11 protein-coding genes are annotated in these 12,474 nt (G+C 67.5%); 5 read left to right on the top strand and 6 right to left on the bottom strand.

The genetic code is table 11. The features are described from left to right. The first annotated feature begins 213 nt into the window (after positions 1-213). Genes HNP73_RS12560 through HNP73_RS12550 form a run of 3 tightly spaced genes read left to right on the top strand, consistent with a single transcriptional unit; the run spans position 214 to position 2,825 of the window. On the top strand, positions 214-732 hold the full coding sequence (locus tag HNP73_RS12560) for an RAD23 family protein (protein ID WP_184149699.1): 519 nt from the start codon (positions 214-216) through the stop codon (positions 730-732). A gap of 24 nt (positions 733-756) precedes the next feature. Then, entirely contained in the window at positions 757-1,788 is a 1,032-nt protein-coding gene (locus tag HNP73_RS12555; RefSeq protein ID WP_184149696.1) for a coiled-coil domain-containing protein, read from the top strand. After that, positions 1,788-2,825, top strand: a complete 1,038-nt coding sequence (locus HNP73_RS12550; protein ID WP_184149693.1) for a TAXI family TRAP transporter solute-binding subunit — start codon at positions 1,788-1,790, stop codon at positions 2,823-2,825. The genes HNP73_RS12555 and HNP73_RS12550 overlap by 1 nt, the downstream gene beginning before the upstream one ends. 99 nt (positions 2,826-2,924) lie before the next feature. On the opposite strand, the gene atpC is transcribed toward HNP73_RS12550, so the two are convergent. The 6 genes from atpC to HNP73_RS12520 form a co-directional block, all read right to left on the bottom strand. Next, the gene (gene atpC, locus HNP73_RS12545) at positions 2,925-3,323 is read right to left on the bottom strand and encodes an ATP synthase F1 subunit epsilon (RefSeq protein ID WP_184149691.1); all 399 of its coding nucleotides are present in this window, start codon (positions 3,321-3,323) and stop codon (positions 2,925-2,927) included. Next, positions 3,323-4,753 (bottom strand): F0F1 ATP synthase subunit beta, encoded by a 1,431-nt coding sequence (gene atpD, locus HNP73_RS12540; RefSeq protein ID WP_184149688.1) that lies wholly within the window; start codon positions 4,751-4,753, stop codon positions 3,323-3,325. Before atpD ends, atpC begins: the two co-directional genes overlap by 1 nt. A 21-nt stretch (positions 4,754-4,774) precedes the next feature. Beyond that, positions 4,775-5,647 carry a F0F1 ATP synthase subunit gamma gene (locus HNP73_RS12535; RefSeq protein ID WP_184149685.1) on the bottom strand — a complete coding sequence of 291 codons (873 nt, stop codon included), beginning with the start codon at positions 5,645-5,647 and terminating at the stop codon, positions 4,775-4,777. A 107-nt stretch (positions 5,648-5,754) separates the two neighbouring features. Beyond that, positions 5,755-7,293: a F0F1 ATP synthase subunit alpha gene (atpA, locus tag HNP73_RS12530; RefSeq protein ID WP_184149682.1), complete on the bottom strand. Its 1,539-nt coding sequence runs from the start codon at positions 7,291-7,293 to the stop codon at positions 5,755-5,757. Next, positions 7,293-7,853, bottom strand: coding sequence for a F0F1 ATP synthase subunit delta (locus tag HNP73_RS12525; RefSeq protein WP_184149679.1), 561 nt, complete (start codon positions 7,851-7,853; stop codon positions 7,293-7,295). The genes atpA and HNP73_RS12525 overlap by 1 nt, the downstream gene beginning before the upstream one ends. A gap of 369 nt (positions 7,854-8,222) precedes the next feature. Beyond that, positions 8,223-9,008 (bottom strand): class I SAM-dependent methyltransferase, encoded by a 786-nt coding sequence (locus HNP73_RS12520; protein WP_184149676.1) that lies wholly within the window; start codon positions 9,006-9,008, stop codon positions 8,223-8,225. An 88-nt stretch (positions 9,009-9,096) separates the two neighbouring features. Between HNP73_RS12520 and gloB the strand changes: the two genes are divergently transcribed. Together gloB and clpA are read left to right on the top strand one after the other, a co-directional pair. Next, on the top strand, positions 9,097-9,861 hold the full coding sequence (gene gloB / locus HNP73_RS12515) for a hydroxyacylglutathione hydrolase (RefSeq protein WP_184149673.1): 765 nt from the start codon (positions 9,097-9,099) through the stop codon (positions 9,859-9,861). Positions 9,862-10,054: 193 nt separating this feature from the next. Continuing rightward, a complete protein-coding gene (clpA, locus tag HNP73_RS12510) occupies positions 10,055-12,379 on the top strand; it encodes an ATP-dependent Clp protease ATP-binding subunit ClpA (RefSeq protein ID WP_184149670.1) in 2,325 nt (774 codons plus the stop codon). The last annotated feature ends 95 nt before the right edge of the window (positions 12,380-12,474 follow it).

Here is a 12,474-nt window from a genome sequence, read left to right as displayed (position 1 = left end):
GCTCCCGGTGAGGCTCAGGCAACCAGGGCGCAGGCAAGTCCCGCGCGCGCCAGTCCGGCCCAGGCCGGTCCCACCCATGCCAGTCCCACCCATGCCAGTCCGGCGCACGCCGGCCCCACCCATGCCAGTCCGGCCCAGAGCAATTCAGCCCGGCGCACTCCCGCCCAGACCCGACCGGCATTCCTCGCCGCGCAGGCCAGCCGGCTGCGCTCCATGACGATCTGGATTGGCCTGGGGGCAGCCCTTGCCATCGCCATCGTGGTGGCCGCCTTCCTTCTTCGGCCAGAAGCCGCACCAGAGACCGCGGATGCACCGGCCGAGGGCACCGCGGCCATGTCGACCGAGTCCCCCGCGCCCGCTCCGCCGGGGGTCTCTGGCGAGCAGCCGGTGTCCGTGCCCGAAGCCAGCCGGCCGCTTGCCGATCCGGCGTTGGCGGGGGTCGATACCGTGCGCCTGCGAATCGGGCCGGAGATCGCGGACGAGCGGCGCAACCAGCTCACCGCCGCGCTGACCCAGGCGGGCATTCCGAACGTGGTCGTCGAGCAACTGCCGTTCCGGATCGCAACGTCGCGGATCGGCTACTATCGCGATGAGGATCGGGCCGCGGCGGAGGCGCTGGCACGGGTCATCTCGCCGGCGGTCGCCGAGGGCGACGCCATCGGCGTGCGCGACTATGGCGAGTTGCTGAGCGATCCGCAGCCCGGACGGCTCGACCTCTGGATTGGTGGCTAGACGATGGACTGGGGAATGCGGGGAGTGCTGCTCGCTGCGGGTCTGGTTGCGCTGCCGGCATTGGCGCAGGCGCCCAACGAGACCCAGCCGGAGAGCCCGGCCGAGTACCGGGCGATCCTTCAGGCGGAGGTGGAGGAGCTCGAGGCACAACGCCGGACGCTCGACGCGGCGGTGGCCGAGGCGAAGCGCACCGTGGAGGAGGAGACTGCGGCGCGCGATCTGATCGCCGAAGAGGCATCGGCGCGGCAGCGTGAGATCGACTCGATGTTGGCGCGGCTCGACGGGTTGAAGAGAACGGTGGAGGAGGCCGACGCGGCCGCCGGCGCCGCGGAGGCGCGCAAAAAGACGGCGGAGGGCGAGGCCCGAGCGGCCGAGGCGCGGCTCAAGGACGTCAACGGCGAGGTCAACCGGCTCGACGATGCGCTGAAGGCCGCCACCCTCAACCGGGCCGAGGCCGAGCGCGACCGGGCGATGCTGGAGGAAAAGCACACCGCCGCCGAGGCATCCCTCAGGGATGTGGAGGACCGGTTAGAGGCGTCGAAGACGGCACTCGCCGCCGCGACCGCGGAGCAGGAGCAGGCGGAGCAGGCCGCGGAAAAGCTCGCGGCCGTGCAGGGCGAGGTCTCCGACGCGGAGCGAGAGCTCGAAACGCTGCGGCAGGCCGTGGCGACGGAGACGGCGCGCCGGGATGAGGCCGTGCGCGCCGCCGATGCCGCCGTCGCCCGGCGCACATCCGAGGAACAGGGCGCGACCACGGCGGCGGCACGCCGGCGTTCGATCGAGGCCGAGATCGCCGCAGCGGGAGAGCCGCAAGGCGCGCCGGCCGAGGTCACCGCGTCCGCGCCGGATGCTGCTGGAGGACGGCGGTCGCCCGCTGCGGTGGCGGCGGCGGTCGGGACGGCGCCGGGGCTCGGCGACATGACGGCCGAGGCACGGGCGGAGTTGGTGTCGGCGCTCGAGAACGGCGCGTGCGTCACCGATGCGCTGCGGCAGGCGACAGGTTCGGTGAACCGGCTGAGCGCGGCGGCACTGGTACGAGGGGTGGGGGATTGCTGATGCGGACGTGGATGCTGCTCGGGATCGGACTGGCTCTGGCCGGCCCCGCGCTCGGGCAATCGCTGACCGGCAGCATCATCACCGGCAGCGATGGCGGCACGGACACGGCCATGGGCGAGGACATCGCGGCCGTCGCGGCGGCGTGTGGTGTCGGGTTGCGCGTTACCGAGAGCGACGGGTCAATCGAGAACATGGAGGCGGTGCGCGACCGGCCGGGCACCCAGCTTGGCATCGTGCAGAGCGACGTGCTCGAATACTTCCGGACCTTCGAGGCCGACGATCCGGCGCTGGCGCGCACGGCGCATGGGGTGCGGATCGCCTTTCCGCTGAACGACAGCGCGGTGCATGTGCTGGCGCGCAATGACATCGCCGATCTCGCGGCGCTCGACGGGCGACGCGTGGCGACCGGGCCGGAAGACAGCGGAAGCCGCGTGACGGCGGACCTGGTGATGGATCTCGCCGGGGTGACGCCGGGCGAACGACTGGCGCTGTCGCCGGAGGCAGCCATCGATGCGCTGGTGGCGGGCACGGTCGATGCCATGGTTTACGTCGGCGGGGTGCCGGCGGCGCTCCTGAACGATCCGCGGCTGGCAAACGGGGTGCATCTCCTGCCGCTGGAGGCGCCGGCGCTTCGGGCGGCCTACACGCCGACAGAGATCCCGGCCGGGGCGTATCCGTTCGTGGAGACCGCGGTTCCGGCGGTGAAGGTGCGCTCGCTGCTGGTCGCCTACGACTACACGCCGCGGCGGAACAACTATCACGCCGCGAGTTGCCGGCTGATCGCCGACGTGGGGCATCTGCTGGTGACGCGGTTGGGAGAGCTGAAGGAGAGCGGCCACCCGGCGTGGAAGACGGTTGACCCGACCGACCTGCCGCAAGGCTGGCAGGCGTCGAACTGTGTGCTGGAGGGACTTGATCCGGCGTATCCGTTCGTCTGCCGGAAGCCTGACGGCACCGAGGTGGCCGAGGGTGGCGCGAGCGACGAGGGGCCGAATGCGCTCTTCATCAGCCGGGTCTGCGCGCGGCTCGGATGCTGAATCCGGCGCGCGCGCAGCTCACCGGGCCAAAGATCACCGAAGCGCAAGAAAAGGCGTTCCCCCTGCGCAGGGGGAACGCCGAAGTCTGAGGCCGGAGGCTTACGCGCCGATCTGGCTGCGCAGCGCCACGACGTCGCGCAGGCGCTGACCGAGGGCCATCTTGGCCTCATCGGGCGCGTCGGCGAGATCCCTCTCGGCTGCTGCGAGGAGATCGCTCACCATCGCGGCATTCGCCTCGGCACGCGGCACCGCCTGTTCGGCGAGGATCGACGCCGCGGTGGGCGAGATCTCGGCAAAGCCGCCGGTCACCACATACTCGGTCACTTCGGAGCCCGCAGTGACGCGGACGACGCCGGGACGCAGCGTGGTCAGGAATGGCGCATGGTTCGGCATGGCGGTGAAATCCCCGGCCATGCCGGGGATCTGGACCGCCGTCGCCTCGACAGACGCGAGCTTGCGCTCGGGGCTGACGAGATCGAAGGTGAGGGTGTCGGCCATCAGGCTGCCTCGGCGGCCATCTTCTCCGCCTTCTTGATGACCTCGTCGATGCCGCCGACCATGTAGAACGCGGCCTCCGGCAGGTGATCGAACTCGCCGGCAACGACGCGCTTGAAGCTGTCGATGGTCTCGGCGAGCGGAACCTGCACACCGGGCGAGCCGGTGAAGACCTGCGCCACGTCGAACGGCTGCGACAGGAAGCGCTGGATCTTGCGGGCCCGGGCGACGGTGAGCTTGTCGTCTTCCGAGAGCTCGTCCATGCCGAGGATGGCGATGATGTCCTGGAGCGACTTGTAACGCTGCAGGATGCCCTGCACGTCACGGGCGACCTGGTAGTGCTCTTCGCCGATCACCATCGGGTCGAGCAGTCGCGAGGTGGAGTCGAGCGGGTCGACGGCCGGGTAGATGCCGAGCTCCGAGATCGCGCGCGACAGCACCGTTGTGGCGTCGAGGTGGGCGAACGAGGTGGCCGGCGCCGGGTCGGTGAGGTCGTCGGCGGGCACGTAGATCGCCTGCACCGAGGTGATCGAGCCGTTCCGCGTCGAGGTGATCCGCTCCTGCAGCGCGCCCATGTCGGTCGCGAGCGTCGGCTGGTAGCCCACGGCGGAGGGGATACGGCCGAGAAGCGCCGACACCTCGGAACCCGCCTGGGTGAAGCGGAAGATGTTGTCCACGAAGAAGAGCACGTCGGTGCCCGACTGGTCGCGGAACTGCTCGGCGAGCGTCAGGCCCGACAGCGCGACGCGGGCACGGGCCCCCGGCGGCTCGTTCATCTGGCCGTAAACCAGCGCCACCTTCGACTTCGACAGGTCGTCGGCGTTGATGACGCCCGACTCGATGAACTCGTGGTAGAGGTCGTTGCCCTCACGGGTCCGCTCACCCACGCCGGCGAACACGGAATAGCCCGAGTGCACCTTGGCGATGTTGTTGATGAGCTCCTGGATGAGCACGGTCTTGCCCACGCCGGCACCGCCGAAGAGGCCGATCTTGCCGCCCTTGGCGTAGGGGGCGAGCAGGTCGATGACCTTGATGCCGGTGACGAGAACCTCGGACTCGGTCGACTGAGACGCGAAGTCCGGCGCCGGCGCGTGGATCGGGCGATGCTCGGTCGCCTCGACCGGGCCCTTCTCGTCCACCGGGTCGCCGACGACGTTCAGGATGCGGCCGAGGGTGGCGTCACCCACGGGCACCTGGATCGCCTTGCCGGTGTCGGTCACCGTGGCGCCGCGAACCAGACCTTCGGTCGAGTCCATCGCAATGGTGCGGACGGTCGACTCGCCGAGGTGCTGGGCGACCTCGAGGACGAGGCGGACGCCGTTGTTCTCGGTTTCGAGCGCGTTCAGGATCTCGGGGAGGTGGCCGTCGAACTGGACGTCGACAACCGCGCCGATGACCTGCGTGATCCTGCCGGTGGGTTTTGCTTCGGCCATGTGCCTTTGTCTCCGTCCCCTTTAGAGCGCCTCGGCGCCCGAAATGATCTCGATAAGCTCGCTCGTGATCGCCGCCTGGCGCGAGCGGTTGAACTGGATAGTCAGCCGGTCGATCATGTCGCCGGCGTTGCGGGTGGCATTGTCCATCGCGGACATGCGCGCACCCTGTTCGGAGGCCCCATTCTCCAGAAGTGCCGTGAAGATCTGCGTGGCAACGCCGCGGGGAAGGAGTTCCGCGAGGATCGCGCCCTCGTCGGGCTCATACTCGTACTGCGCACCCGAGGCGCCCTCGGATGCCTCGAAGATTGCCGGGATCAGCTGCCGCGCCGTCGGGATCTGCGAGATGACCGACTGGAAGCGGTTGTAGAAGATCGTGCAGACGTCGAATTCACCGGTGTTGTAGCGGTGCAGGACATCCTGCGCGATGCGCGCGGCGTCGAGATAGGCGAGCTTCTTCACCTCGGAGAGATCGACGTGGCCAATGAGGTAGTTGTTCATGTCGCGGCGAAGCTGCTCGCGGCCCTTCTTGCCGACCGTGAGGATCTTCACGGTCTTGCCCTCGGCCAGCAGACGGTTCGCATGGGCGCGGGCAAGGCGCACGATCGACGAGTTGAAGCCGCCGCAGAGGCCGCGCTCGGCGGTGGCGACGACAAGCAGGTGAACCTTGTCGCCACCGGTGCCGCCGAGGAGCCGCGGGGCATTCGCCGCACCCGACACGCCGGATGCGAGATTGCCGAGCACCCCCTCCATGCGCTCAGCGTAGGGGCGGGCGGCTTCAGCCGACTCCTGCGCGCGACGGAGCTTGGCGGCGGCGACCATCTGCATCGCCTTGGTGATCTTCCGCGTGGACTTCACGCTGGTGATCCGGATCTTCAGGTCCTTCAGGCTGGGCATTGTCTCCGGGTTCCTCGTTCAGTCCTCGTCACGCGCCCTGAGGGGCGCGTCGCTTACAGGCGGGAGCGGGGCGGTCAGGTGTCCGCCGCGCATCCCGCGCGACCTTCTCAGGCGAAGGTCTTGGTGAAGGCGTCGAGGACGGCCTTGATCTCTTTCTCGATGTCACCGGCGATCTTCTGATCCTGCGTGGTGATCTTGTCGAGAAGACCGGACTCGCTGGAGCGCAGGTGCGCGAGAAGCCCGCGCTCGTAGCGGGTGACGTCCTTCACCGCCAGCTTGTCGAGGTAGCCGTGGGTGCCCGCGTAGATCACCACCACCTGCTCGGCGTTGGTGAGCGGCGAGTACTGCGGCTGCTTCAGGAGTTCGACCAGGCGCGAGCCGCGGTTCAGCAGGCGCTGGGTCGCGGCGTCGAGGTCCGAGCCGAACTGCGCGAAGGCGGCCATTTCGCGGTACTGCGCGAGCTCGAGCTTGATCGAGCCGGCGACCGACTTCATCGCCTTGGTCTGGGCCGAGGAGCCCACGCGGCTGACCGAGAGGCCGACGTTCACCGCCGGACGGATGCCCTGATAGAAGAGCTCCGACTCGAGGAAGATCTGGCCGTCGGTGATCGAGATGACGTTCGTCGGAATGTAGGCCGACACGTCGCCCGCCTGGGTCTCGATCACGGGAAGCGCGGTCAGGGAGCCGCTGCCGAAGTCGGCATTGAGCTTCGCCGCGCGCTCGAGGAGACGCGAGTGCAGGTAGAACACGTCGCCCGGGTAGGCTTCGCGGCCGGGCGGACGGCGAAGGAGCAGCGACATCTGGCGATAGGCGACGGCCTGCTTCGTCAGGTCATCATAGATGATGAGCGCGTGCATGCCGTTGTCACGGTAGTACTCGGCCATGGCGCAGGCGGCATAGGGCGCGAGGTACTGCATCGGCGCCGGCTCGGAGGCCGTGGCGGCAACGATGGTGGTGTATTCCATCGCCCCGGTCTCTTCCAGCTTGCGGACGAGCTGGGCGACGGTGGAGCGCTTCTGGCCGACGGCGACGTAGATGCAGTAGAGCTTCTTGCTGTCGTCGCTGCCGGCGGCGTCGTTATAGACCTTCTGGTTCAGGATGGCGTCAAGCGCGAGCGCCGTCTTGCCGGTCTGACGGTCACCGATGATGAGCTCGCGCTGGCCGCGGCCGATCGGGATGAGCGCGTCGATCGCCTTGAGGCCGGTCGCCATCGGCTCGTGCACCGACTGGCGGGGGATGATGCCCGGAGCCTTGACGTCGGCGACGCGGCGCTCGGTCGCGTCGATCGGGCCCTTGCCGTCGATCGGGTCGCCGAGTGCGTCGACCACGCGGCCGAGCAGACCCTTGCCCACCGGCACGTCCACGATCGACTTCGTGCGCTTGACCGTGTCGCCCTCGCCGATGTCGCGGTCGGAACCGAAGATCACGACGCCGACGTTGTCGACTTCGAGGTTCAGGGTCATGCCGCGGATGCCGCCCGGGAACTCCACCATCTCGCCGGCCTGGACATTGTCGAGGCCGTGGACGCGGGCGATCCCGTCGCCGACGGAGAGCACACGACCCACCTCCGCGACCTCGGCCTCCTGACCGAAGTTCTTGATCTGCTCCTTGAGGATAGCAGAGATTTCAGCGGCTTGGATCGCCATCATCCGACCTCTTTCATGACATTCTGCAACTGGGCGAGTTTCGAGCGGATCGACGTGTCGATCATCCGCGAGCCGACACGCACAACGAGACCGCCGATCAGCGTCTCGTCGACCGTCACGTCGAGCTTCACGTCCTTGCCCACGCTCGCCTTGAGCGTTTTCCTGAGCGCCTTGGCCTGCTCGTCGCTGAGCGGCTTCGCGGCGGTGACTTCGGCAGTGACCTCACCACGTTCGTCCGCGATCAGAGCCTTCATCTGGGCGATGAGCTCCGGCAGGACGAACAGGCGGCGGTTCCGGGCCATCAGGCCGAGGGTGTTCTTCACGACGACACCGGCGCCCAGCTTGTCGCCGATCAGGGCGATCACACGGGCATGTTCGTCACGGGTATGGATCGGCGAGCCGATCATCTCGCGGAACTCCGGGCTGACGGCCAGGGCGTTCTCGAAGGCAAGAACGTCGGCCTCGACCTTGTCGAGTGTCTTGCCTTCCTTGGCGAGGTCAAAGAGTGCGGTCGCGTAACGGCCCGCCACCCCAGTGGTCATCGACGCTGAGCTGGACACCCGTCCCCCTTCTCGTTGTTCTGGCGGCCCCCGCGGGCGGACAGGATTTCGATTCCCGGCCTGCGGCCGAACGACGCCCCGGCTAGATCGCGGCGCGGTGATAGCAGAGGGTATGCTGCGTGGCAATACGCCGGAAGCCCCTTGCGGATAGGGCCTTGTGAGGAGACGTCAAGCCGGGCCGGGTGCGTGGCGGCAGGTCTTACGCGGTGGGTTTCGGCCCGCAGAATGCAGCGGCACAGAACGTGCGCAGGGCCCTGAACTGCCGTTTCCTAAGGCATTTCCGGCCAGTCCACTGAGCACAATACAACTTTTGGTAATTCAGGGATGAGCAATCTCCCCGGACGCGGGAGCGCAGGGCCCCGCCGCATTTTATTTCCCCGGAATCTCGGGCGCTTCGTAATGGTGGCCGCGGGCAGGTTCCGGGAAGGGAAGGGTGAGACCTTCGAGCACGTCCAGCGGGCCACGCACAGCAAGCTTTCCGGTGGACGGCGGGCGGGCGTAGACCTGTTTCGTCGCCTCCGCGATCAGGGCGCCGGCAATGACTCGGGGCTCGAGGCGCCGGCCAAGGCGCTCGAGGATATAGGACGTCTGGATCCAGAAGCGGCGATGGGTCGGCGGCGCATAGAGTGCGGCGGCGTGACGCTCGGGCTCGAAGCGGTGTGCGCGCATCAAGCCCTCCAGCTGGCCAAGACTGTAGGGGCGGCCGTGGCCGAACGGGGTGACGTCACGCCGTGCCCAGAGACCGGAGCGGTTCGGCACGATGAAGGCAACGCGTCCTCCCGGCGCGAGCACGCGCCAGATCTCGGGCATCAGGGAGCCCGGCTTGTCCGACGTCTCGAGCCCGTGGATGACGATCAGCCGGTCGACGCTGCCTGCCTCGATCGGCCAGTGAGTTTCCTCGACGAGGACCGAGAGGTTCGGCGCACCGATCGGCCAGGCCATCACGCCCTGACCGCTCGGCATCAGTGACAGGACGCGCCGGGCGTCCGTGAGGAACGGCCGGAGCATCGGAGCGGCGAATCCGTAGCCGACGACGGTGAGGTCGCGGGTCTCCGGCCAGAGTGAGCGGAGCGCTTCCTGAAGCACGCGTTGCGCCGAGCGCCCGAGACGGGTGCGGTAGTAGAAGGCGCGGAGGTCGAGAACGTCGAGATGCATCGGGTACCGCGGCTTCTCTGGCAGAATGGGCAGGTTGCACTACCCTAGAGGATCGCCAACATCTGTGCCAATGCGAAGGGAAAAGTCCGTGCCACTCGAAGTTGTCATCGTTCCGTGCCGCACGGACAATTACGCCTACCTGCTTCGGGATGAGGCCAGCGGCAAGGTCGGGCTCGTGGATGCGCCCGAGGCCGGACCGATCATCGCCGCGCTGAAGGAGCGAGGGTGGCGGCTGGACCTGATCCTGCTCACGCACCATCACGACGACCACGTGGCCGGCGTGCCCGAATTGCGCGCGGCGTTCGGGCCGGAGGTGGTGGGACCTGCCGCCGAGGCGCGGATGCCGCCGCTCGACCGGGGCGTGAAGGAGGGCGAACACGTCGCGCTTGGCGAGAGTGTCGCGGAGGTGCTCGAGGTGCCGGGGCATACCCTCGGGCACATTGCGTACTACTTTGCAACGGCAGAGGCGCTGTTCTCGGCCGACAGCCTGATGGTGATGGGCTGCGGGCGGGTGTTCGAGGGGACGCTGCCACAGATGTGGGAGAGCCTCGGGAAGATGGCGGCACTGCCGGATGCGACCATGGTCTACTCCGGTCACGAATACGCGGAGTCAAACGTACGTTTCGCGCTCTCGGTGGACGGTGCAAACCCGGCGCTCGATGCCCGCGCGGCGGAAATCGCCGCGCTGCGAGGCAAGGGCACGCCCACCGTTCCGGCGTCACTTGGGCTGGAGCGGGCCACAAACCCGTTCCTGAGGGTCGCGGACACCGGGTTCAAGGAGAATCTGGGACTTTCGGGTTCGCCCGATGCGCAGGTTTTCGCCGAGGTCCGGCGCCGGAAGGACGCTTTCTGAGCAGACGCCGGAATTGATGGAATCCTCGCGTCAACGTCACTGCATTTTTTTTGCGCTTTTGCGGGGGCGTGGCATAATCGGCCTTGAAGCGTGCAGGATAAAACCGAAGTTTAAGAGCTAGCGGGGCAAGGTTGGACCTGCCCTCCGCCGGTCTACCCCGACCGGCGGGACAAGACCGGAAGGAACGCGGACTATGCCGTCTTTTTCGAGTACCCTCGAGACCGCAATCCACAACGCCCTCGGGCAGGCAAATCAGCGCAAGCATGAACTTGCCACGCTCGAACATCTGCTTCTCGCTCTTGTCGATGAGCCCGACGCCGCTCGGGTGATGAAAGCCTGCGGTGTCGATCTCGCGAAGCTGCGCAAGACCATTCTGACTTTCCTCGACGAGGAACTCGACGCGCTCATTTCGGATATCGAGGGCTCGGAGGCTGCGCCCACCACCGGCTTCCAGCGGGTGATCCAGCGCGCGGCGATCCACGTGCAGAGTTCGGGCCGATCGGAGGTCACGGGGGCGAACGTTCTCGTCGCGATCTTCGCCGAGCGCGAGAGCCATGCCGCCTATTTCCTGCAGGAGCAGGACATGACCCGTTACGACGCGGTCAATTACATCAGCCACGGCGTCGCCAAGGATCCGAATTACGGGGAAGCTCGCCCCGTGAAGGGAGCCGAAGCCGCCCCGGAAACGAAGGCTCAGTCACCCAGCAACAAGGAGGCCGAGGAGACCGCATTGCAGAAGTACTGCGTCGACCTGAACGAGAAGGCTCGCCGGGGGGACGTGGATCCGCTGATCGGCCGTGATCTTGAGGTCGAGCGCTGTATCCAGGTGCTTTGCCGGCGGCGGAAGAACAATCCGCTCCTTGTGGGGGATCCGGGCGTCGGCAAGACGGCGATCGCCGAGGGGCTGGCACGCAAGATCGTTGATCGGGAGACCCCTGCGGTGCTCGCCGAGACGACGATCTATTCGCTCGACATGGGGGCGCTGCTGGCCGGCACGCGGTATCGCGGCGACTTCGAGGAGCGGCTGAAGGCGGTGATGAAGGAGCTCGAGCAGCATCCGAACGCCATCCTCTTCATCGACGAGATCCACACCGTCATCGGCGCCGGGGCGACGAGCGGCGGGGCGATGGACGCGTCGAACCTGCTGAAGCCCGCGCTCCAGTCGGGGACGCTGCGCTGCATGGGGTCGACCACCTACAAGGAATACCGCCAGCACTTCGAGAAGGACCGGGCGCTCGCGCGGCGGTTCCAGAAGATCGACGTGAACGAGCCGTCGATCGAGGATGCGTTCAAGATCCTCAAGGGGCTGAAGCCCTACTTCGAGGATCACCACGACATCCGCTACACGCTCGACGCCATCAAGTCGGCGGTCGATCTGTCGGCGCGCTACATCCATGACCGCAAGCTGCCGGACAAGGCGATCGACGTGATCGACGAGGCGGGCGCGGCGCAGCATCTGCTGCCCGAAAGCCGCCGGCGCAAGACCATCACCTCGCGGGAGATCGAGGCGGTCGTGGCGAAGATCGCCCGGATCCCGCCGAAGAACGTCTCCAAGGATGACGCGGTGGTGCTGAAGGATCTCGACCGGTCGCTGAAGCGGCTCGTCTTCGGCCAGGACAAGGCGATCGAGGCGCTGGCCTCGGCGATCAAGCTCAGCCGCGCCGGCCTGCGCGAGCCGGAAAAGCCGATCGGCAACTACCTCTTCACCGGCCCGACCGGCGTCGGCAAGACCGAGGTGGCGAAGCGGCTCGCCGAACAGCTGGGCGTCGAGCTCGTGCGCTTCGACATGTCGGAGTATATGGAGAAGCACACGGTCAGCCGCCTGATCGGCGCGCCTCCGGGCTATGTGGGCTTCGATCAGGGCGGGCTTCTGACCGACGGTGTGGACCAGCATCCGCACTGCGTCCTGCTGCTCGACGAGATGGAGAAGGCGCACCCGGACGTCTACAACATCCTGCTGCAGGTGATGGACAACGGGAAGCTCACCGACCACAACGGCCGGACGGTGGATTTCCGCAACGTCGTCCTGATCATGACGTCCAATGCCGGCGCCAGCGAGCAGGCTAAGGAGGCTCTCGGCTTCGGGCGCAGCCGGCGCGAGGGCGAGGACACCGCCGCTGTGGAGCGGATGTTCACGCCGGAGTTCCGCAACCGTCTCGACGCGGTGATCTCGTTTGCGCCGCTGCCGCGGGAGGTCATCCTTCAGGTGGTGGAGAAGTTCGTCCTCCAGCTCGAAGCGCAGCTTCTCGACCGGAACGTACAGATCGAGCTTTCGCCCGAGGCTGCCGAGTGGCTGGCGGAAAAAGGCTACGACGACAAGATGGGCGCGCGGCCGCTTGGCCGGGTGATCCAGGAGAACATCAAGAAGCCGCTCGCCGAGGAGCTGCTCTTCGGCAAGCTGGCGAAGGGTGGTCTCGTGCGCGTCGCGGTGGAGAACGACCAGATCGCGCTGAAGATCGAGCCGACGGGCACGCCGCAGATCACGGCGAAGAAGCCGCCGCTCCTGACCGCGGAGTAGGCACCGACGCCCTGCCGGCGTCGCTCGAACGAACGGAAGGCCCGTCGACCGCAAGGTTGGCGGGCCTTCCAATTTGTTGACGTGAGCGAGCAACG

Source organism: Amaricoccus macauensis (genome assembly GCF_014201905.1).
GTDB lineage: Bacteria > Pseudomonadota > Alphaproteobacteria > Rhodobacterales > Rhodobacteraceae > Amaricoccus > Amaricoccus macauensis.
This window is presented reverse-complemented; position numbering and strand designations above follow the sequence as displayed.

What these genes read in the sequence shown, in the direction of transcription:
- HNP73_RS12560 (WP_184149699.1), top strand. Translation starts at nt 214, where the DNA reads ATGACGATCTGGATTGGCCTGGGGGCAGCCCTTGCCATCGCCATCGTG.
- HNP73_RS12550 (WP_184149693.1), top strand. Translation starts at nt 1,788, where the DNA reads ATGCGGACGTGGATGCTGCTCGGGATCGGACTGGCTCTGGCCGGCCCC.
- atpC (WP_184149691.1), bottom strand. Translation starts at nt 3,323, where the DNA reads ATGGCCGACACCCTCACCTTCGATCTCGTCAGCCCCGAGCGCAAGCTC.
- atpD (WP_184149688.1), bottom strand. Translation starts at nt 4,753, where the DNA reads ATGGCCGAAGCAAAACCCACCGGCAGGATCACGCAGGTCATCGGCGCG.
- HNP73_RS12535 (WP_184149685.1), bottom strand. Translation starts at nt 5,647, where the DNA reads ATGCCCAGCCTGAAGGACCTGAAGATCCGGATCACCAGCGTGAAGTCC.
- atpA (WP_184149682.1), bottom strand. Translation starts at nt 7,293, where the DNA reads ATGGCGATCCAAGCCGCTGAAATCTCTGCTATCCTCAAGGAGCAGATC.
- HNP73_RS12520 (WP_184149676.1), bottom strand. Translation starts at nt 9,008, where the DNA reads ATGCATCTCGACGTTCTCGACCTCCGCGCCTTCTACTACCGCACCCGT.
- clpA (WP_184149670.1), top strand. Translation starts at nt 10,055, where the DNA reads ATGCCGTCTTTTTCGAGTACCCTCGAGACCGCAATCCACAACGCCCTC.